The organism is Oceanicaulis sp., from assembly GCA_040112665.1.
Taxonomy (GTDB): domain Bacteria; phylum Pseudomonadota; class Alphaproteobacteria; order Caulobacterales; family Maricaulaceae; genus Oceanicaulis.
Genome location: CP157796.1, coordinates 431542 through 450830, shown reverse-complemented (window position 1 = coordinate 450830; position 19289 = coordinate 431542). Strand labels below are relative to the sequence as shown.

The following is a 19289-nucleotide window of genomic DNA, read 5'->3' as shown; positions in this document are numbered from 1 at the left end:
ACGATGAAAACCAACAAGGAATACAAGCGCCGCTTTCCGTGGTTCTCCGCTTCGCTCGGCATCGTCGCAATCGCCAGCGTCGCCACCTTGTTCGTCTCCGGTCAGCTCAACGCCGGCCAGGGCGAGTTCGGCCTGTTCGTCACCCGTCTCGCCGAGCGCATCACCAGCGCCGAGGCCGATCCCACCGGCGTGAACCGCCACACCGTGCGCCTGGGCGACGCGGGCCAGGAAGACGGCCTCATCGTTTCGGGCTTTCCCTCCTACGCCTCGGCCCAGCTGCCGCTGGTGCGCGACCAGCGCGCCGACGTCATCCGCCTTGTGCTGCGCGGCGAGCAGGACGTCAGCGCGCGGGCGGTCACCGCGCTGCGCGTGAACGTGAACGGCGACCGGGTGATGGAGCGCGTGCTCAGCCCGGGCCGGCGCGAGTTCAACTGGGTGTTCGACCTCACCGAGGAGCTGGCCGACCAGCCCGGCGCCCAGGTCTCCTTCCAGCTGCTGGGCGATCTGCCTGAAGAGCTTTGCCATAACGACCGCTCCATGGGCGCGGTTATCCAGTTCGCGCCGGATTCCGGCATCGAGATCGAGCTGGCCGGTCCGATCGACTCGGTGCGCGACGTGCTGGCCCTGACCCCGCGCGACATCATCGTGGCGATGGACGAGGGCGATGAATGGTTCGAGATGGCCAGCCGTCTGGGCGCGGATTTCGCCCGGCAGGGCTACCGGGTGGAGATGGTCGATCTCACCCGCGCCCGCGCCATCGCGGAGCCGGGCCTCAAAGGCCTGTTCCTGGCCGCCTCGCCTGAAGCGCTGCGGCGTGCGGGCTTCAACCCGGTGCGCGAACGCGCCGAGGCGGGCGCGAGCCTGTGGCGGCGGGCCGGCGTGACGATGGTCGCGGTGACCGATCCGCTGCGCTTTGAGACCGCGCGCTTCCTGACCAGCGAGCTGTCCACGATCGCGCGGGCGGACTCGGTCAATCCGGTGATCTTCGAGCGCCGCGATCCGGACGCCACGATGTACCCGCTGACCCGGTTCGGGTTGGACACCTCGATCCAGCGCATCGCGGACAATCGCGAATGGCGCTTCGACTATCTTCTGAGCGAGCTGCCCGGCGGACGCCTGCCTGAAGCGCTGGCGCTCGATCTGCGCCTGCCCGAGGGGCCGGAAGGCTTCACCAACATCGCGCATATCGAACTCAACGGCGATTTCATCGACTCCCGCCGCCTGCAGTCGGGCCAGGACAACCGCTTCGCGGTCGCCCTGCCGCCGCAGCGTCAGGGACTGTCCAACGAGATCGCGGTCGTGCTGCAGCGTCATCGCGACGACGGCGGCTGTGCGGTGAGCCGCCAGCGCTATCCGGTGCAGCTCAGCGCCGACAGCGGCCTGACGTTCGCGCGCGGCGCGGGCGCAGGCGGGTTCACCGCCGTGCCGGCCGCCTTCTCCGACGGCCTCGTGGTGCGCCTGCCCGACACCCTGGCGGGCGAGGAGCGGCTGGTGGCCGCCCGCGTGACGGCGGAGTCGCTGGCTTATTTCGTGCCCGAGGGCGCGCCGCTGCGCTTTGAATTCGTCGCAGCGGAAAACGGCGAAGGCCCCGAGGTCGACCGGCCCTTCCTGGCGGTCAACGCCATCCCGGTGAACGCCGAAGCGCCGCTCAGGGTCTATGCCGACCGTCTGGTTATGGACGGCGCCGGGCCGGGGCGGAACGCGGACGTGCGCGAGCTTCAGAACCTCGCGCTGATCCAGGTGGCCCGCGCCACGATCGGCGAGGAGCGCGGTGCGCCCATCTTCGCGCCGGGCCTGGTGGTCAACGCCATCGACGACGCCCCGCAGATTCTCGGCGCGAATTTCGGCCAGAACTTCGTGGCCATCGTGCATTCCGACGGCGAGGCGGTGTCGCCCGACCGCGCCTCGATGGCGGGGCTGGACAGCATCCTGCGGCGCTGATCGCGCGTCCTTAACCATTCCGCAAGGCGCAGCGCCTCAGTTCTGGAGCGTGTAACTCTGGAACAAGGGCGCGGGCGCTTCGCCGCTCGCGCGGGCGCGATGGATCAGGTCGAGATCGACGCGGTGGAAGCCGCCGATGGCGAGGAAGGTTTCCTTCTGCAGCTGCGGCCGCCCGCAGCGCCGGGCGCCGACGAGAACGAACTCGCCCTGAGGGTGGAACAGTTCACCCGCATGTTCCTCAAGGCCGCGCCCGCCCCGTTCTGCCGGTTCGCGCCGATCGGGCCCCTGACCTTCGCCATCGCAGGCCCGCCTGAAGCGGCCGCCGAGATTGAATCCCTGCGCATCGATCTGGCCGAGACCCTGTTCGGGTCCGACGACCCCTCCCGTGTAAGGCTGATGCGCGGCGACACGCCCGAAGCGCCCGCAGCCGAGCCCGAACCCGACGACGCACCGATCGAGCCGATCGGCGCTGAAGACCCCTGGCTCCGCGCCCAGCCCTCGGCGGCTTCGCGCGCGGCGTTCGCGGACGGCGATGCGTTCGATCTCGATTCAGGGTCCCTCGGCATCGTCGACGACGAGGTGGTCGATCTCGACGTCTGGGCGCGCGGCGATCTGGAGACGGCTGAGGACGAACCCGAAGCCGAACCGGTCCGCGAAGCCCGCGCGACCTTCGACGGCGACTGGGACTCCGAGACCTGGTCTGTCGATCCGATCCCGTCAGGGCCGGCCGAACCCTCCATCCAGGACGCGCTGGACGAGATCGAGGCGGCCTTCCGCGCCGCCGAGACGCAGACCGCTCAGGCTCCGGCGGACCCCGATATCGACGAGCCGACTCCGGGCGACGCGTCCGAAGAGGCCGATCCGCCTGTTCCGCAAATGCCGGCCGCCGGTCCTGACGGGTTCGACCTCAGATCCTTCGCCGCCGATCTCGACGCGCTGGAAGCCAGCCCGCCGCTCGATCCTGAAGATGACGACACGGCTGATCTCGCAGGCGAGTTCGGTGCTGAGCCCGCCGTAGAGGAAACCGGTCCGGTCGACGATCCGCTTGAAAGCCTCACCGAAGCGCCGGCGCGCGGGCCGAGCGCGCATGATCTGGCCGCCGAACTCGCCGCGTTCAGAAAAGAAATTCGCGAGATCGCCGGCGCCATCCCCGGTTCGGGCGCGGAGGCGGTGCTCTCGCAATTCCGCACCGAGATCGACGAAATCGCCGGCGCGATGGGTCAGCGCATGGACGGCGCGGCGCAACGCGTTGAAGCCGCCGCGGACCGAATCGCGAGCGAGGCGGCGGGCCGGATCGACGAGGCTGCGGGCCGGTCAGAGCGCAGCGCCGAGCTCGTCGAGCGCAGCGTGCGCGAGGCGGTGGCCGCGCTCACCGCCCTTCTGGACAGTGTGAAATCCGGCCGCCCTTTTGACGCGGCCGGGCCGGCGGACGGGGCCTCCGAAGCGGCCGAGTGAGCCGGTTTGAAACACCGCGCTTGTTCATGACCGAAATGTAATGTTACCGTCTCTCCATGTTCCGCAGGCTGGGGAGGCCGCTTTGAGGATCATTTACGGTGTGGCGGCGGTCGCGCTGCTCGGTGCGGGATGGTTCGCCGTTCCCGGTGAGATCAAGGCGCAGGCCGCCGGTTTCATGGTCGTGTGCGAAGACACCGCTGCGGACCTCCGCGCGGGCATCGACGCGCTGGTCGAGCACTTCGCCGGTCCGGGCGAGATCGAACCGGCCTAGACGTTCCGGTCCGGCCGCCGCTTTGGAGGCCTTGGAAAAAAGCCCGGCGTTCTTTCGATATAAGCGGCGTAGTCTGGCTTCGAGCGCCGCAGCTCGCGCTCGAGCATGGGCGCGCCGGACCATTTCATCAGCGTGAACGTCACGAAGACGGGACCGATGACGGCGAACAGGCCCGGCGTGGTCTCCGCCGCGACCAGCCAGATCCCCCACCAGGTCAGCGCCTCTCCGAAATAATTGGGATGGCGCGACCAGGCCCACAGCCCGCGATCCATCACCTTACCCTTGTTGTCCGGATCGGCCTTGAACCGGGCGAGCTGAGCGTCGGCCACGGTCTCGTAGGCGATCCCGAACAGCGCCAGCGCCGCGCCGGCCGCGGCCAGCCAGCCCAGGGGCGGCTGGTCTGCGAGCTGACCGAGCTGAACCGGCAGGCTGGACACCCAGGCGAGCACGGCCTGGGGCGCGAAGACGAACAGGGCCGTGGTGCGCGCAAACGACCAGCCGCGCTTTTCCCGCGTGTCGCTGAGAAGCTTCTCATAGCGCTTGTCCGCCCCCTCGCGCCGCCAGCGCGTGAACAGATGCACGCCCAGCCTCGCCCCCCAGAGCACGGTCAGCCCGGTGATCAGGGCCATGCGCTCGACCCGCCCGTCGGCGAGCACGAAGCTCGACAGCGCCATCAGCGTGATCGATCCCGCCCAGAAGGCGTCCACGAAGCTCGGATCGCGATTGAGCTGGGCGATGGCCCAGAGCAGCGCGAACACCGCGGCGATGATCGCGAAATTGCTGGCGAGCAAAGCGGGCGCGTCCATGGCCGTCCTCCGGTCGGGGTCTGCAGCCGATCTAGCGCAGCGGGGCCGGTCTGTCGCCTAGCGCCTGAGCCAGCGCCAGCCTCCGATCCCCGCCAGCATGGCGATGAGGAAGATATAGACGTCCGGCCGTCCAAAGGCGCCTGCGGTGATCGCCGGACCCGGGCAGAAGCCTGCGAGCCCCCAGCCCAGACCGAAGATCGCCGCACCGCCCAGAAGCTTCGCGTCGAGCGTCGTCAGGGCCGGGACCTGGAATTTCGCTTCGAAGAGCGGGCGCTCGCGCGTGAGCACCAGCCGGTAGCCGACACCCGCCACGACCAGCGCCGCACCCATGACGAGGGCGAGCGAGGGGTCCCAGGCGCCGAAGACGTCGAGAAAGTTCTGCACCTTCGCTGGATTGACCATGCCGGATATCACCAGGCCCAGCCCGAAGACGAGACCGGCGAGGAGGCTTGAAAGAAGTCTGGCCATGTTCGGGTCTCCTAGAAAACGTGACGGACGAGGAAGACCGCGATCGCGCCGGTCGCCATGAAAGTGGCGGTCGCTGCGATCCCGCGCGGCGAGAGCCGGGAGATCCCGCACACGCCGTGCCCCGAGGTGCAGCCCGATCCCATCTGCGTGCCGATCCCGACCAGCAGGCCTGCGGCGATCAGCAGCGGGGTGGAGGCGGGGACGGCGATCTCGATCGCGGGACCGAACGCCATGTAAATAAGCGGCGCGGCGATCAGCCCGGCGATGAAGGCGGCGCGCCAGGCGCGGTCTCCGGTCCCGGGCCCGATCAGCCCGCCGGCGATGCCGGAAATGCCCGCGATGCGGCCGTTCGCGGCCATCAGGATCACCGCGGAAAGCCCGATCAGGCCGCCGCCGATCAGCGCGGTGACCGGGGTGAAGGGGGTGGCGTAGTCCATGTCTCATCCTCTGTGACAGTGCGTCGCACCGGCGAAAACGCCCCATGGTCATTGGGGATTTTCGCTGCTTTGTTCAGCGCCGGGGCTTGCGCGCCGGCTCCTCACTTATCAATTATCGAAAATGATATATGATGCGGCGTCGCGCAAGTCCGCGACCGATGAAAAGGCGTCAGGCGAGATGATCCCGACGATCGACATTGCAGAGCTGAGGCCGCGCGCCGAAGAGGTGGCGGGCCTTTTAAAGCTGCTGTCCCATCCCGGCCGGCTGCTGATCGCGTGCGAATTGATGGAGGGCGAGCGCTCGGTTTCCGATATCGAGGCGCGCACCGGGGTGCGCCAGCCCAACCTGTCGCGCGATCTCGCCCGGCTGCGCGCGGAAGGTCTGGTGACCACCCGCCGCGAAGCCAAGCAGGTCTTCTATTCCCTGGCCGACGGCCGGGTCCGCAAACTCATGGGCGCCCTGTGCGCCGCCTTCGGACCGGATCTCGAACCCGGCTCCGACCGATAACCAAGGGAGGTCCACATGACCGCCAGACCTGACGTGAAGATGTTCTTCGACGAGCCCACCTTCACCTTCAGCTACGTCGTCTCCGATCCGGCCACGAAGAAGGCGGCGATCATCGATTCCGTGCTCAATTACTGTCCGGCCTCGGGCCGCACCTCGAAAACGAGCGCGGACGAGATCATCGCCTATGTGACCGAGCAGGGCCTGGACGTGGAGTGGATCCTCGAGACCCATGTGCACGCCGACCATCTCTCCGCCGCGCCCTATCTGAAGGAGAAGCTCGGCGGGACGCTGGCGATCGGGTCGAACATCAGGACCGTGCAGGACGTGTTCGGGAAGGTGTTCAACGCCGGCACCGAATTCGCCCGCGACGGCTCCCAGTTCGATCACCTGTTCGAGGACGGCGAGCAGTTCGCCGTGGGCTCGATCCAGGCCAAGGCGATCCATACGCCGGGCCACACCCCGGCCTGCATGACCTTCGTGATCGGCGACGCAGGGTTCGTCGGCGACACGCTGTTCATGCCCGATTTCGGGACCGCCCGCTGCGACTTCCCCGGCGGCGACGCGCGCGAGCTCTACCGCTCGATCCAGAAGATCTTCGCCCTTCCCGAAGAGACGCGCCTGTTCATGTGCCATGACTACAAGGCGCCGGGCCGCGACGAGTTCGCCTGGGAGACCACGGTGGGCGAGGAGAAGGCGAACAACATCCATGTCGGCGGCGGCGCGACCGAGGAGGCGTTCGTGAAAATGCGCACCGAGCGCGACGCCAAGCTCGACATGCCGCGCCTGATCCTGCCCAGCGTGCAGGTGAACATGCGCGCCGGCCACATGCCGCCCGCCGACGATAACGGCGTCACCTATCTGAAAATGCCGATCGACGCGCTTTAAGGCGCGCGCATGAAAAGAGCCCGGCGGCGCGACCGCCGGGCCGACCGTCCGGGGAGGACGCCATGGACCTCAAACAGATCTCGCCCTTCTTCACCGTCAGCCCGCAGCTGAGCCCCGCCGATGTCGGCGCTGCGGCGAGCCGGGGGTTCAAGGCGATCATCAACAACCGCCCCGACGGCGAGGAGGACGGCCAGCCGACCTCCGCCGAGATCGAGGCCGCCGCAGCGGCGTCGGGTCTCGATTACCGTCACATCCCCGTGGTCGGCGGCAAGATTTCCGACGACGACGTCGCCGCGTTCGAAACCGCGATGGAAGAGGTGACCGGGCCGGTCCTGGCCTATTGCCGCACAGGCACGCGCTCGGCGACGCTGTGGGCGCTGTCTGAAGCCCGCCATGTCGATGCGGACGCGCTGATCGGTGCGGCTGGCGCGGCGGGTTATGATCTCGCCTCGCTCAAGCCCCGGCTGGAAAGCCGGCTGCGCAATCGCGCCAAGGCCGGCGCGCACCGCGCCGCGCCTGAAGAGGCGCGCGCCTTCGACGTGGTGGTCGTCGGCGGCGGGGCGGGCGGCATCGCCGCGGCGGCGAGCCTCCTGAAGCGCCGGCCGCAGCTCAGCCTCGCCATCGTCGAGCCGCGCGAGGTGCATTACTACCAGCCCGGCTGGACGCTGGTCGGCGGCGGCGTGTTCGACCGTCACGACACCGAGCGGCCCATGGCCGAACTCATGCCCGAGGCGGCGAGCTGGATCCGCACCGCGGTTTCGAGCTTCGACCCCGAGCGCCGCCAGGTCGTGCTCGAGGACGGCTCGCGTCTTGAATACAAGGCGCTGATCGCCGCGCCGGGCATCAAGCTCGACTGGGACCGGATCGACGGTCTGAAGTCCGCGCTCGGCAGGAACGGGGTGACCTCGAACTATCTGTTCGATCTCGCGCCCTACACCTGGGATCTGGTGCAGGCGACCCGGAAGGGCCGGGCGCTGTTCACCCAGCCGCCCATGCCGATCAAATGCGCCGGCGCGCCGCAGAAGGCGATGTATCTCAGCTGCGACGCCTGGACCCGCAAGGGCGTGCTCTCCGACATCGACGTCGAGTTCCACAACGCCGGCCCGGTCCTGTTCGGCGTGCCCGACTACGTCCCCGCGCTGATGGAGTATGTCGAGCGCTACGGGATCGATCTCAATTTCGGCTCGAAGCTGGTCGCGGTCGACGGCGAGAAGAAGATCGCCACCTTTGAACGCGCGGGCGATAACGGCCCGGTCCATGTCGAGCGCGATTTCGAGATGCTGCATGTCTGCCCGCCGCAGACCGCGCCCGATTTCGTGGCTCGGAGCCCGCTCGCGGGCGAAGGCGGCTGGATCTCCGTCTCGCCCGAAACCCTGCAGCACACGGTCTACGGAAACGTCTTCGCGCTGGGCGACGCCTGCTCGGCGCCGAACGCGAAGACCGCCGCGGCGGTGCGCGCCCAGGCGCCGGTCGTGGCCGAGAACGTCGCCGCCGTGCTCGAGGGCAAGTCCCCGCGCGCGGTCTATAACGGCTACGGCTCGTGCCCGCTGACCGTGGAGCGCGGCAAGATCGTGCTCGCCGAGTTCGGATACGGCGGAAAGCTCCTGCCGACCTTCCCCAAATGGGTGGTGGACGGCACGAAGCCGACCCGGCTCGCCTGGTTCCTCAAGGAGAAGATGCTGCCGTCGATCTATTTCGACGCCATGCTGCGCGGCAAGGAGTGGATGATGAAGCTCGACGTGCTGCCCCACGATCCGGCCAGCCGCGACGCGCCCGACGCCTGCGGCGAGCAGGCCAAGGCCGGCAAGGCGGCCTGAGGCCGTCCCACCCGCAGCGAACCCGTAGCTGGAAAGTCTCCCCACCGTGCGGCTGTCGAAATACGTACCGATCCTGGACTGGGGCCGCCGCTATGACGGCGCGACCTTCGGCGAGGACATGATGGCGGCGGTGATCGTCACCATCATGCTGATCCCGCAATCGCTGGCCTATGCGCTGCTCGCGGGCCTGCCGCCGGAGGCGGGGCTCTACGCCTCGATCCTGCCGCTGATCGCCTATGCGGTCTTCGGAACCAGCCGGGCGCTGGCGGTCGGCCCGGTCGCGGTGGTCTCGCTGATGACCGCGGCGGCGGTGGGACAGGTCGCAGAGACCGGCACGATGGGCTACGCCACGGCCGCGATCACGCTGGCCTTCCTGTCGGGCGTGTTCCTGATGGTGATGGGGCTGTTCCGGCTGGGCTTCATCGCGAACTTCCTCAGCCACCCCGTGATCTCGGGCTTCATCACCGCGTCCGGGCTGATCATCGCGGCCAGCCAGCTCAAGCATGTTCTGGGGATCGAGGCGCACGGCCATGATCTCTATCACCTGGCTTTGAGCCTGGGCGCGCATGTCGGCGAGACCCACTGGCCGACGCTCGTGATCGGCGCGAGCGCGGCGGTCTTCCTGTTCTGGGTGCGCTCGGGGCTGAAGCCGCTCTTGAAGCGTCTGGGCGCGCCTGCGCGCGTTGCGGACATCATCACCAAGGCCGGCCCCGTCTTCGCGGTGGCGGTCTCCATCCTCGCGGTGAAGCTTTTCGATCTGGGCGCGGCGGGCGTAGCGCTCGTCGGCGCGGTGCCGAAAGGTCTGCCGCCCTTCACCACGCCGAGCGTCGATCTCGCGCTTCTGGGCGCGTTCATCGGTCCGGCGGTGCTGATCTCGATCATCGGGTTCGTGGAATCGGTCTCGGTCGCCCAGACCCTCGCTGCGAAGAAACGCCAGCGCATCGATCCCGATCAGGAGCTGGTGGGCCTGGGCGCGGCGAATCTGTCCGCCGCCTTCTCCGGGGGATATCCCGTGACCGGCGGCTTCGCCCGCTCGGTGGTCAATTTCGACGCCGGCGCGGCGACCCCGGCGGCGGGCGCGTTCACTGCGGTGGGCATCGCGGTGGCGACGCTGTTTCTCACCCCGCTCCTGCACGACCTGCCGGTGGCGGTGCTGGCCGCGACGATCATCGTGGCGGTGCTGAGCCTGGTTGATTTCGGAGCGCTGCGGCGCGCCTTCCGCTATTCGAAGACCGACTTCGCAGCGATGGCCACGACGATCGCCCTGACGCTGGGGTTCGGGGTGGAGACCGGGGTGACCGCAGGCGTGATCCTGTCGCTGGCGCTGCATCTTTACCGGACCAGCCGGCCGCACACCGCGATCGTGGGCCAGGTCGCCGGCACCGAGCATTTCAGGAATGTTGAGCGCCACTCGGTGATCACCTCGCCGAAAATCGTGACGCTCAGGGTCGACGAGAGTCTTTACTTCGCCAACGCCCGCTATCTCGAAGACCGGGTCTATGCGCTGGTGGCGGAAAACCCTTCGGTGGCGCACTTCATCCTGATGTGCCCGGCAGTGAACGCGATCGACATCTCCGCGCTCGAAAGCCTCGAAGCGATCAACCAGCGCCTCGCCGATTCGGGCGTGACGCTGCATCTGTCGGAGGTGAAGGGGCCGGTCATGGACGCGCTCAAGCGCAGCCATTTCCTCGAGGCGCTGACGGGGAAGGTCTTCCTCAGCCAGTACGCCGCAGTGGCCGAGCTCGATCCCGACTCGGCGGGCCGGGCGGCGCGACCCGCCGGCGCGCCCCAGATCGCCGAATAGGGCGCTCACCCCCGCCCGGACGCGCGCAAACAGCGCGTGTCATTCAAATTTCACATATTCCCGAAGGTGATCTTGCACGGGCGCCACACCGCGCTGATCGCTTTGTCCTGCAGATGAATCCGCCGGGTTGACAGTACGCGTCCGGCTGCATCGCCTGATGCTGAACCCGTTCATCTTGAGGTGTCATCGCCCCGTCATCGATTTGCGAATTGGGCGTAACAAACATGCGGTCTTTTCCGCCCCGATCGCCCGTAGCCCTCGCCGAGGGGGCCACGGCGCGTCCGAGTTCAGCGCCAACAAACCTCTCGGGGGGTACCTCATGAAGACCGTCTCCACGCTCAAGCTGCTGCTGGTGGGCGCCTCGTGCGCCGTTATCGCGGCCTGCTCCGACACGTCCATCTCCTCGCCGGGCGGCAACCAGCAGGTGCCCCCTCCGACCTCGGGCGGCGGCGGCGGCGGCGCGCAGACCTTCAACCTGCTCCCGGCGGGCGGGTGCGCCACCGGCACCGCGGCGACGACGGTCGCCGTGCCCGGGTCCAGCACGCAGGTCACCGCGTGCGCCCTGACCGGCAACTACACCCAGGACGTCACCCTGACCTCTGACGGCGTGTACTTCCTCAACGGCGGCGTGTTCATCGGCGAAGACGCCGGCAGCGACGTGGCCAACCCGAACCCGAACGCCTCCACCGCGACCCTGACCATCCCGGCGGGCGCGACCATCGCCGGTTCCGGCGGCGGCGACTATCTGGTCATCGCGCGCGGCTCGCGCATCGAGGCCGACGGCACCGACGCCGCGCCGATCGTCTTCACCTCGCTTCAGGACATCGCGGCCACCGAGTCGGGCAATCCGCGCGACGGCGACGACACCGCCCGCGGCGAGTGGGGCGGCGTGATCGTGAACGGCCGCGCCCCGATCAACGTGTGCCTGGACGGCACCGCGACGCCGGGCACGGTGAGCTGCGAAACCGAGGGCGAAGGTTCCTCGGGCCGTTTCGGCGGCGACAACACCGCCGACGATTCCGGCACGATCCGCTATGCGCGCATCCAGTACGCCGGCTTCGAAGTGACGCCGGACAACGAGCTGAACGGCCTGGCGCTGCAGGGCGTGGGCGACGGCACGACGCTGGAATTCATCCAGATCCACAATAATTTCGACGACGGCATCGAGTTCTTCGGCGGCACGGTCGACATCCGCAATCTGGTTCTGACCGGCAACCGTGACGACAGCTTCGACTACACCGACGGCTGGCAGGGCGACGCGCAGTTCATCGTGGTCTCCCAGCGCGGTGACGCCGGCTCGGGCGACCCGCGCGGCTTCGAGCTGGACAACCGCTCGGGCGACCCTGACCGGACCCCGCGCTCCAACCCGTCGATCTCCAACTTCACCGCGGTCGGCGCAGCTGACGTTAGCGGCGGCGTGAACTCCGACGACGGCATGCTGATCCGCCGCGGTTCGGCGGGCGACTTCTGGAACGGGATCGTGGTCAATTTCGGCTCTTCCTGCCTGGACGTCGACGACGCTGAAACCGCCGCGCTGATCGGGACCGAGCTGACCATGCGTTCGGTGCTGCTCGACTGCGACGGCGACGAGCTGGACAGCGACGGCGACACCTTCGAAGCGGCGCTCTTCGGCACCGACCCGAACAACACCATCGCCGACAACACGCTGGCCGGCTTCTTCCCCGGCCCGGTCGAGCTGGCGGTGCCGGCCGCCGACCCGACCGCGCTCGGCGCGTTCTTCACCTCGGCGAACTATATCGGCGCCTTCGGCCCGAACGAGAGCGCCGCGAGCTCCTGGGCGACCGGCTGGACCTTCGGCTTCCTGCCTGATCCGGGCTGCCCGACCGGCACCACCGAACAGCCCCAGACCATCGGCGGCCAGCGCGTGTGCCAGCTGACCGGCAACATCACCACCGACGTGCGTCTGACCCGCGGCAATCTCTACGAGCTGGTGGGTCCGGTCTTCGTGGGCGTTGACCGCGGCGCGGATCCCGCCAACCCGCTGCCGTCCGGCATCGAAGCCTCGCTCACTGTGGATCCGGGCGTGACCGTGTTCGGTTCGACCGGCGGCGACTACATCGTGGTCACCCGCGGCTCGCAGATCTTCTCCAACGGCACCGAAGCCGCGCCGGTGATCTTCACCTCGCGTGACGATGTCGAAGGCCAGAACACGCTCGGTTCCGAGCGCGGCCAGTGGGGCGGCGTGGTGGTCAACGGCCGGGCGCAGACCAATGTCTGCCTGGACGGCACTGCGACCCCTGGCACGGTGGACTGCGAAACCGAGGGCGAAGGCTCCTCGGGCCGTTACGGCGGGGGCACGAACACCGACGACTCCGGCGCGATCCGCTACACCCGGATCCAGTTCGCCGGCTTCGAAGTGACCCCGGACAACGAGCTCAACGGCCTCGCGCTGCAGGGCGTCGGTAACGGTACGGAGCTGGAATACATCCAGATCCACAACAACTTCGACGACGGCATCGAGTTCTTCGGCGGCACGGCGAACATTCGCTACCTGGTGCTGACCGGCAACCGTGACGACAGCTTCGACTTCACCGACGGCTGGCAGGGCGCTGCGCAGTTCGTGATCATCCAGCAGTCCGGCGACGCCGGCTCGGGCGATCCGCGCGGCTTCGAGCTCGACAACCGCTCGGGTGATCCGAACCGGACCCCGCGCTCGACGGCGAACATCTCGAACTTCACCGCCATCGGCGTTCGCGGTTCGGCGAACTCCGACGACGGGATGCTGATCCGCCGCGGCACCGCGGGCAACTTCGTCAACGGCATCATCGCCGACTTCAACGCCTCGTGCCTTGATATCGACGATGCTGAGACCTTCGCGCTGTTCCCGACCGACCTGTCCATCGACTCGGTGCTCATCGACTGCCCGAACCCGCTGGACACCGACGCGGACACCTTCGAAGCGGCCGTCTTCGGCGCTGATCCGAACAATGTCAGCACCACGTCCACGCTGAGCGGCTTCTCGTTCATCCCGAACGCGCTGATCGCCAGCAACAACGCCACCGGCGTCATCCCGGGCGCGAACGAGCAGGCCGTCACCGCGGTCGACCCGACCACCATCGATCCGTTCTTCGTCGCCGCTCCGTACATCGGCGCGGTCGAGGACGCGAACGACGACTGGTTCCTGGGCTGGACCTACGTCCAGCAGCCGTAAGGACCGGTGGAGCCCGGCCCGCCCCGGGGCGGGCTCCACGTCTTCCGCGTCAGCGATGCAAAACACATAGGTGATCAACATGAACGGCAATCGCATCGCGCTCTCGGCGGCCCTGCTGGCGACCACTGGACTGGTCTCGGTCGGCTCCGCGCTTGCGCAAGAAGTTCAGACGGACGACGTGATCGTCGTTCGCTACCAGTACGTCCCGGAAGAAAAGCGCGTGACCTCCGAGGTCTCGAGCTTCCTGGACGCCGAAGATTTCGCCGTCACCGGCGACTCAGACATCGCCGCCGCTCTTGGCCGGGTGACCGGCCTCGCGGTTCAGGACGGCCGGTTCGTGATCGTCCGCGGCCTGAACGAGCGGTACTCCAACACGCTGATCAACGGCTCGCCTCTGGCCAGCCCCGAGCCCTTCCGCCGCGCGGTCCCGCTCGATCTGTTCCCGACCAGCCTGATCAGCAACATCCTGGTCCAGAAGACCTTCTCGCCGCAGTTCCCGGGCGAGTTCGGCGGCGGCCTGGTGCAGATCGAAACTTCCGCGCTTCCCAGCGAGGGCTTCGTCGAGGTCGGCTTCAGCGTCGCGGCGGACACCGCGACCTCGTTCGACGACGGCCTGCTGCATGACGGCGGCGACGACGACTGGACCGGTTTCGACGACGGCACGCGCGCCTTCCCGTCCCAGTTCGAGGACGTCTTCGTCACCGAGAACATCGGCGCCCAGGACCCGATCACGCTCGCCCAGATCGGCCGCGCGCTGCCGAACTCCGAGCTGTGGGTCGTGCAGGAAGGCGACATCCCCGGCGATGTCGGCTTCGACCTGTCGCTCGGCGACCGGTATGATTTCGACGGTTTCTCGGTCGGCGTGCTCGCCTCGGCGGGCTACGACAACAGCTGGCAGACCTACAAGGGCACGCGGGCGACCTCGCGCTTCCAGGGTTCGGGTCTGGCTCCGATCCAGCAATTCGACCGCTACGACACCGAGAACACCATCGAGACCAACGCGATGGTCAGCCTCGGTCTCGAGACCGACAATCACGAGGTCCAGGCGCTGGCCCTGGTGCTCCGCTCCACCGAGAAGGGCACCGAGATCCAGCAGGGCTTCGACGAGACCGGCAACACGGTCCGCGAAGACCAGACCGGCTGGTTCGAACGTCAGGTCTACACCTACCAGCTTTCCGGCGACCACTTCTTCGAAATTGGTCTGACCGAGCCGCTGCAGGTGGAATGGCGCGCCTCGACCGCTGACGCCTCGCGCAATGCGCCCAACCAGCGCCGCGCCCGCTACCGGGTGACCAACCCCGCCGCTCCGGTGGAGGATTACGAGTACGTGCTGCTCGGTCAGCGGACCGGCAACACCATCTCCTTCTCCCGCGTGGACGAAACGACCGACGATCTGGGCTTCGACCTGACCCTGCCGGCGGCGATGTTCGGCGCGGACGTGGAGTGGAAGGCCGGCTGGTCGACCCTGTCGCGCGAGCGCACGGCCTATTCGCGTCAGATCTTCTTCGACGGGTCGATCCCGGCCGGTCTGGAAGACGAGCGGATCGACTATGTCTTCGCCAACCAGAACATCCTTCAGTCGCGCTTCTTCCTGCGCGAAGTCGGCGGCCTGGCCTTCCCCGAAGCCTATCGCGGCGAGCTGAACGTCGACGCCGCCTATGTCGGCGCGGACGCCCAGATCACCGACTTCCTGCGTGCGGCGGTCGGCCTGCGGTTCGAGGACGGCGAGCAGACGCTCGAAACCTTCGCCTTCCCGGTCAACCCGACCCCGACCAACCCGGACGGGATCAACGAGATCGATCCGATCTCCGAAGACTACGTGCTGCCTGCGGCGACCCTGACCTGGACGTTCGCGGACAACCTGCAGCTTCGTCTGGGGTATTCGGAAACGATCACGCGGCCGCAGTTCCGCGAGCTGGGCTACTCCCAGTTCGTCGACACCGAGACCGACGAGCTGTTCCAGGGCAATCCGTACCTGATCAACTCCGAGCTCACGAACTATGACGCGCGCCTGGAATACTATTTCGGCCGCGACCAGTTCTTGACCGCGGGCGTGTTCTACAAGGAACTCGAGAACCCGATCGTGGAGTACCTGCTCCCGACCGGCGAGAACCTGTCGACCTCGTTCCTGAACGCGCCCGAGGCCACGATCCTGGGCTTCGAGGTGGAGTACGAGAAGACCTTCGATCTCGGCGAAATCTTCGAGGGCGACTTCTGGTCCGGCGCCGAGCTGTTCCTGAAGACCAACTACACCTACACGGACTCCGAGATGAGCGTCGACGCAGGCGACCAGGTGATCCTGGCCGCGGGCGCGGGCGGCGTTCCGAGCCCCGATGCGCGTTCGGCGGCCGGCTTCATCGCCGACGGTCAGCGCCTTCAGGGCCAGTCCGAGCATCTGGCGAACTTCCAGATCGGCTGGGAGACCGACAATCAGCGGACCGCGCTGCTGTACACCTATAACAGCGAGCGGACCCGCGCCCTGCAGAACCTCGCCCCCGGCGAGGAGCAGCCCGAGGTGATCGAGGAGCCGCCCGCCCAGCTCGACCTGGTGCACAGCCGCTATTTCGACACCGCCGACGGCGGCGAGTTCGCGGTCCGCTTCGCGGTCCGCAACCTGCTGGGTGAAGACTATGTCGCGTACCAGGAGCGTGGCGGCGATCGTCTGATCGTCGACAGCTACGAGCGTGGCACCACGTTCTCGCTGAGCGTGACGCGGACCTTCTAAGGCCCGCTCAGCTTTGCGACGCCGGCGGCGGGCGGGCCTTCTCACCGAAGGTCCGCCCTTCGCCGTCCTGAGGCCCCGATTGCGCTGCTGCGCAATTTATTCGGGCCGCGAAAAGAGATAAGACTGAACCTCATGAGCCTTGCGACCGCCACCGCCGGGAACGACCGGTCCGCAACGCGCCTCGCCGCGCGCGCGGCCGAGCTCGTGCTCGCCGCGGTGATCGGCGTGATCGCCGCGCAGGCGCTGTGGTTCGCGCTTTACGGCGGCGCCGCGCAGCCGATCGATGTCGGCGCCGGTCAGGCCGGCGGGGCGTCCACTGACGCCGGCCCGCGCGTCGACCTCGCCGTGCTGTCGCAATCGGGGCTTTTCGCTGCGCGCGAGGCCGGCCCTGCGCCGGTCGTGCCCGACGCGCCGGAGACCCGGCTCAATCTCACCCTGCGCGGGGTGCGCACCGGCGCCGATCCGCAATCGGGCTCGGCGGTGATCGAGACCCCCGGCGCGGGCCAGCGTGCGCTCGCGGTGGGCATGGAGATCGCGCCCGGCGTGGTGCTTAGGGAAATTTATCCAGACCGCGTCATCATCGACCGGCGCGGGGCTCGCGAGAGCCTGTTCCTGCGCGAGGAAGCCGCGCGCCGTGCGGCCGGCGCGCCCCGGCCCGTCGCGCCTGCTGCGCCGGCTGCTGCGCCCGGCTCGGGGCTGACGGCGGAGGACTGGATCGACGGGCTCAGGCTCGAACCGGTGCTCGAGGCCGGCGGGCTGTCCGGCTTCAGGATCGGCGAGGGCACGAGCGCGCGCCTGCTTCAGGCGTCGGGGCTGCAGCCCGGCGACGTGGTCACCTCGCTCAACGGGGTGGCGCTGACGAATGCAGAGGCGGTGCGCTCGGCGCTGACCGCCTTTGAAAGCACGGACACGGCGCGCTTCACGGTGCGCCGGGCCGAGGAAACATTGACGCTGAGCGTGTCGCTCGGCGCTGACTAGAAGGACGGCCCGCGGGCCGGACGAAGGGGCGGAAATCATGGCGTTCACCCGGTTCGCAGGCTTTATCGCCCTTGCGGCGCTGCTTCTGGCCAGCCCGGCTCCGGCCGCCGCGCAGGAGCGCTCGACGCTGAATTTCCGCGACGCGGAAATCCAGGCGGTGATCGACGACGTGTCGCTTCTGACCGGCTACACCTTCATCGTCGACCCCGACGTGCGCGGCCGGGTGACCATCACCTCCCAGGCCGCGCTGACCCCCGAAGAAGTCTTCCAGGTCTTTCTTTCGACCCTGCGGGTGAACGGCTACACCGCCGTGCGCGCCGGGCCGGGCGTGTTCCAGATCCTGCCCGAACAGGAGGGCGCGCGCGCCGGTGCGCAGGTCACAGCCGACCGCGACAACGAGGTCTTCCTCACCTCGGTGATCAGAATGACCAACGCCAGCGCGCGCGACGCCATCCGCGCGATCGGCCCGATGCTCTCGGCCTCGGGCGCGGCGAACGCGGTGGAAGGCTCGAACCTTCTGGTGGTCGTGGACTACGCCTCCAACGTTCAGACCGTCGAGCAGGCCGTCCGTGCGATGGACCGGGATCTCTCCACCGTCGAGATGGTGGTTCTGGAAAACATTCCCGCCGAGGACATGGTGGGCATCGTCGAGCGGCTGCGCACGCGCACCGCTCAGGGCGACGAGGACCGGGCCTTCTCGGTGTCGGTCGCGGCCGTTCCGGCCTCCAACGCCCTGCTGCTGCGGGGCGAAGAGCGCGCGGTCGCCGAGATGATCGCCCTGGCCCGCCGCATCGACGCGGTCAGCCGGTCCACGCAGAGCTTCCGCGTGGTCAATCTCAACCATGCCGAGGGCGCGCAGATCCTGCCGATCCTGCAGCAGTTCGCCGAGTCCCTCACTGCAGGGACGGGCGCGGAGGCCCGGCGCACCTCGATCGCCTTCCACCAGCCGACCAACGCCATGATCATGAACGCGGACCCCGACGTGCTGCGCGAGCTCGAGCAGGTGATCCGCCGGCTCGACGTGCGCCGCCCGCAGGTCCAGGTCGAGGCGATCGTGGTGGAGATCTCCGACCAGGCCGCGCGTGAGCTCGGCGTGCAGTTCCTGCTCGCCGGCGACGGGTCCGACGCCACGCCCTTCGCCTACACCCGCTACGGCTCCGATCAGGCGCCCGACCTTCTGGCGCTGACCGGCGCGCTTGTCACCGACAGCCTGACCGGCGCCGCGCCGGCGACAGGCGGCGATCTTTCGCTGCGCAATCTCGCCATCGGCTCGCTTCTGGGCGCGCGGGGCGGGGCGTTCGGCGTCGGCGGGCAGATCGGCGACGACGGCGCGCTGTTCGGCCTGATCCTGAACGCGCTGGAGTCCGACACCGAAAGCAACGTGCTCTCCAAGCCCCAGGTCATGGTGCTCGACAACGAGGAGGCCGGCCTGATCGTCGGCCAGCAGATCCCGATCACAACGGGCGAAGTGCTGGGCTCGAACAACGCCAACCCGTTCCGCCAGATCGAGCGTCAGGACGTCGGCGTCGAACTCGAGGTCCGCCCGCAGATCAACGAGGGCGACGTGATCCGGCTGGCCATCCGTCAGGAAGTCAGCTCGATCGCCGGTCCGGTCAGCGCGGACTTTCAGGAGCTGATCACCAACACCCGGGAGATCACCACCACCGTGCTCGCCGACGACGGGGAGATCATCGTGCTGGGTGGTTTGATCGAGCGCGACGAACAGCTGCTCGACGATTCCGTACCCGGACTGTCGCGGATTCCGGTCGCCGGCCGGCTGTTCAGGAACGAGGCGCGCTCGGAGGTCCGGCGCAATCTCATGGTCTTCATCCGCCCCACCATCGTGCGCGACGCCGCGGACATGCGCCGGGTGACGCAGACCAGCTACGGCCAGACCGTCGCCGAGCAGCGCCGCGCGACGGGGGGAACCTCGAGCCTGGACGAGATCGTCGACATGATGATGGGCGGCGATCCGTTCGCCCGTCCGCTGCCCGAGCCCGATCCGGCCTTGGAGGACTAAGC

General features: G+C 68.3%; 14 protein-coding genes. 11 read left to right on the top strand and 3 right to left on the bottom strand.

What is annotated here, in order from left to right; genetic code table 11:
• The first annotated feature begins 3 nt into the window (after positions 1-3).
• From ABL308_02230 to ABL308_02220, 3 genes are all read left to right on the top strand, one after another.
• The gene (locus ABL308_02230; protein XBQ16701.1) at positions 4-1941 is read left to right on the top strand and encodes a hypothetical protein; all 1938 of its coding nucleotides are present in this window, start codon (positions 4-6) and stop codon (positions 1939-1941) included.
• 99 nt (positions 1942-2040) lie between these two features.
• Complete coding sequence (locus ABL308_02225; GenBank protein XBQ16700.1) at positions 2041-3396, top strand: hypothetical protein; 1356 nt, start codon at positions 2041-2043, stop codon at positions 3394-3396.
• A gap of 82 nt (positions 3397-3478) precedes the next feature.
• The gene (locus ABL308_02220) at positions 3479-3667 is read left to right on the top strand and encodes a hypothetical protein (GenBank protein ID XBQ16699.1); all 189 of its coding nucleotides are present in this window, start codon (positions 3479-3481) and stop codon (positions 3665-3667) included.
• Here the strand turns inward: ABL308_02220 and ABL308_02215 are convergent.
• From ABL308_02215 to ABL308_02205, 3 genes are read right to left on the bottom strand one after another with little or no spacing between them, the layout of a single operon-like run.
• A complete protein-coding gene (locus ABL308_02215; protein ID XBQ16698.1) occupies positions 3664-4473 on the bottom strand; it encodes a DUF1295 domain-containing protein in 810 nt (269 codons plus the stop codon). The two genes, ABL308_02220 and ABL308_02215, sit on opposite strands and share 4 nt — an antisense overlap.
• A gap of 57 nt (positions 4474-4530) precedes the next feature.
• A complete protein-coding gene (locus ABL308_02210; protein XBQ16697.1) occupies positions 4531-4941 on the bottom strand; it encodes a DUF6691 family protein in 411 nt (136 codons plus the stop codon).
• A gap of 11 nt (positions 4942-4952) precedes the next feature.
• Positions 4953-5378: a YeeE/YedE family protein gene (locus tag ABL308_02205; protein ID XBQ16696.1), complete on the bottom strand. Its 426-nt coding sequence runs from the start codon at positions 5376-5378 to the stop codon at positions 4953-4955.
• A gap of 178 nt (positions 5379-5556) precedes the next feature.
• Between ABL308_02205 and ABL308_02200 the strand changes: the two genes are divergently transcribed.
• The 8 genes from ABL308_02200 (at position 5557) to gspD (ending at position 19287) form a co-directional block, all read left to right on the top strand.
• Entirely contained in the window at positions 5557-5886 is a 330-nt protein-coding gene (locus tag ABL308_02200) for a metalloregulator ArsR/SmtB family transcription factor (protein ID XBQ16695.1), read from the top strand.
• Between the two features lie 15 nt (positions 5887-5901).
• Positions 5902-6771: an MBL fold metallo-hydrolase gene (locus ABL308_02195; protein ID XBQ16694.1), complete on the top strand. Its 870-nt coding sequence runs from the start codon at positions 5902-5904 to the stop codon at positions 6769-6771.
• Between the two features lie 62 nt (positions 6772-6833).
• On the top strand, positions 6834-8588 hold the full coding sequence (locus ABL308_02190) for a TIGR01244 family sulfur transferase (GenBank protein XBQ16693.1): 1755 nt from the start codon (positions 6834-6836) through the stop codon (positions 8586-8588).
• Between the two features lie 46 nt (positions 8589-8634).
• Positions 8635-10392: a sulfate permease gene (gene sulP / locus ABL308_02185; protein ID XBQ16692.1), complete on the top strand. Its 1758-nt coding sequence runs from the start codon at positions 8635-8637 to the stop codon at positions 10390-10392.
• A gap of 319 nt (positions 10393-10711) precedes the next feature.
• Positions 10712-13564, top strand: coding sequence for a hypothetical protein (locus ABL308_02180; GenBank protein ID XBQ16691.1), 2853 nt, complete (start codon positions 10712-10714; stop codon positions 13562-13564).
• Positions 13565-13643: 79 nt separating this feature from the next.
• The gene (locus ABL308_02175; protein XBQ16690.1) at positions 13644-16289 is read left to right on the top strand and encodes a TonB-dependent receptor; all 2646 of its coding nucleotides are present in this window, start codon (positions 13644-13646) and stop codon (positions 16287-16289) included.
• Positions 16290-16421: 132 nt separating this feature from the next.
• Positions 16422-17267: a type II secretion system protein N gene (locus tag ABL308_02170; protein ID XBQ16689.1), complete on the top strand. Its 846-nt coding sequence runs from the start codon at positions 16422-16424 to the stop codon at positions 17265-17267.
• A gap of 37 nt (positions 17268-17304) precedes the next feature.
• On the top strand, positions 17305-19287 hold the full coding sequence (gene gspD / locus ABL308_02165; GenBank protein XBQ16688.1) for a type II secretion system secretin GspD: 1983 nt from the start codon (positions 17305-17307) through the stop codon (positions 19285-19287).
• The last annotated feature ends 2 nt before the right edge of the window (positions 19288-19289 follow it).

What these genes read in the sequence shown, in the direction of transcription:
- ABL308_02230 (XBQ16701.1), top strand. Translation starts at nt 4, where the DNA reads ATGAAAACCAACAAGGAATACAAGCGCCGCTTTCCGTGGTTCTCCGCT.
- ABL308_02225 (XBQ16700.1), top strand. Translation starts at nt 2,041, where the DNA reads ATGGATCAGGTCGAGATCGACGCGGTGGAAGCCGCCGATGGCGAGGAA.
- ABL308_02215 (XBQ16698.1), bottom strand. Translation starts at nt 4,473, where the DNA reads ATGGACGCGCCCGCTTTGCTCGCCAGCAATTTCGCGATCATCGCCGCG.
- ABL308_02210 (XBQ16697.1), bottom strand. Translation starts at nt 4,941, where the DNA reads ATGGCCAGACTTCTTTCAAGCCTCCTCGCCGGTCTCGTCTTCGGGCTG.
- ABL308_02205 (XBQ16696.1), bottom strand. Translation starts at nt 5,378, where the DNA reads ATGGACTACGCCACCCCCTTCACCCCGGTCACCGCGCTGATCGGCGGC.
- ABL308_02200 (XBQ16695.1), top strand. Translation starts at nt 5,557, where the DNA reads ATGATCCCGACGATCGACATTGCAGAGCTGAGGCCGCGCGCCGAAGAG.
- ABL308_02195 (XBQ16694.1), top strand. Translation starts at nt 5,902, where the DNA reads ATGACCGCCAGACCTGACGTGAAGATGTTCTTCGACGAGCCCACCTTC.
- ABL308_02190 (XBQ16693.1), top strand. Translation starts at nt 6,834, where the DNA reads ATGGACCTCAAACAGATCTCGCCCTTCTTCACCGTCAGCCCGCAGCTG.
- ABL308_02180 (XBQ16691.1), top strand. Translation starts at nt 10,712, where the DNA reads ATGAAGACCGTCTCCACGCTCAAGCTGCTGCTGGTGGGCGCCTCGTGC.
- ABL308_02175 (XBQ16690.1), top strand. Translation starts at nt 13,644, where the DNA reads ATGAACGGCAATCGCATCGCGCTCTCGGCGGCCCTGCTGGCGACCACT.
- ABL308_02170 (XBQ16689.1), top strand. Translation starts at nt 16,422, where the DNA reads ATGAGCCTTGCGACCGCCACCGCCGGGAACGACCGGTCCGCAACGCGC.
- gspD (XBQ16688.1), top strand. Translation starts at nt 17,305, where the DNA reads ATGGCGTTCACCCGGTTCGCAGGCTTTATCGCCCTTGCGGCGCTGCTT.